Source organism: Streptomyces sp. NPDC033221, from assembly GCF_055577005.1.
This window is the reverse complement of the sequence record NZ_JBVIQN010000098.1, coordinates 1-1,430: the sequence shown is the minus strand read 5'-3', so window position 1 is coordinate 1,430 and position 1,430 is coordinate 1. Positions and strand designations below refer to the sequence as shown.

Below are 1,430 nucleotides of genomic sequence, written 5' to 3'. Positions count from 1 at the left end.
GAGCGTTTTGTGGCGTGTCCGTTCGGTGCGGCGGGCGAGCGGATGTACCGGACCGGGGATCTGGTGCGGTGGCGTGCCGACGGGCAGTTGGAGTTTGTCGGGCGGGCCGATGACCAGGTGCAGGTACGGGGCTTCCGTATCGAGCCGGGGGAAGTGGAGGCAGCCCTCACCGCCCACCCCGCCGTCGCCCGCGCCGCCGTCGTCGTGCGCGAGGACCGCCCGGGCGACCGGCGGCTGGTGGCCTACGCGGTCCTCGCGGGCGATCATGCCGCGGCCCCCGGCGAGCTGCGGCGGTACGTGGGGGAGCGGCTGCCCGCGCACCTGGTCCCCTCAGCGGTCATACTTCTGGACGCGCTGCCGCTCGCCCCCAACGGCAAGCTGGACCACCGGGCCTTCCCGGAACCCGGCGCCGCCGCCACCGGGCCCAGCGGAACCACCTCGGGCCGCTTCCCGCGCGATGCTCGCGAAGAGATCCTGTGCGGTCTGTTCGCCGACGTGCTCGGCCTGCCGGAGGTGGGCGCCGAGGACGACTTCTTCGACCTGGGCGGCCACTCCCTCCTCGCGACCCGGCTCGTCAGCTCGGCCCGCGCCGCGCTGGGCCGGGAGCTGACCCTCCGAGCCCTGTTCGAGGCGCGTACTCCGGCCGCGCTGGCACGGCGGGTGGAGGGCGCGGCGGCTGCCCGGCCCGCCGTCGTACGCGCCGAACGGCCCACCCGGTTGCCGCTGTCGTCCGGGCAGCGGCGCCTGTGGTTCCTGCACCGGCTGGCGGGGCCGGACGCGACGTACAACGTGCCGTTGGTGCTGCGGCTGCGGGGGGTGGTGGACGCAGGGGCGTTGGATGTGGCGCTGGGGGACGTGGTCGCGCGGCACGAAGTGCTGCGGACGGTGTTCGCCGAGGCGGCGGACGGTGAGCCGTACCAGGTGGTGCGTGACCACGACGCGGACCGGCCGTACCTGACGGTGACGCCTGTCGGGAAGGCGGCGGCCGACACACCCGAGGTGGTGCGGGCCGCACGGTACGCCTTCGACCTTTCACGCGAACTCCCTATCCGGGCCGAGCTGTTCCGTGGGCCCGAGGACGAGTCCGTGTGGGTGCTCCTGGTCCATCACATCGCGGCGGACGGGTGGTCCCTGGCGCCGTTGTGGCGGGATGTGGTGACGGCGTACGAGGCGCGGGCCGGCGGTGGCGCGCCGAAGTGGGACGCGCTGCCGGTGCAGTACGCGGATTTCGCCTTGTGGCAGCGGGACCTGTTGGCGGCCGATGGCGGGACGATCGCGCGCCAGACGGCGTTCTGGAAAAAGGAACTGGCCGGCCTGGCAGGCGATTTGGCGTTGCCGTACGACCGTTCGCGTCCGTCATCCGGTGACCATCGGGGCGCGGTCGTCCCGTTCCGGTGGGACGCGGAGACGCACGGCCGGGTGGTGGAGCT

At 73.7% G+C, this 1,430-nt stretch carries 1 protein-coding gene; it reads left to right on the top strand.

Annotated features, from left to right (window positions below):
• The coding region (locus ACZ53K_RS42685; RefSeq protein WP_468848542.1) for a condensation domain-containing protein at positions 1-1,430 on the top strand (1,430 nt) is incomplete at both ends.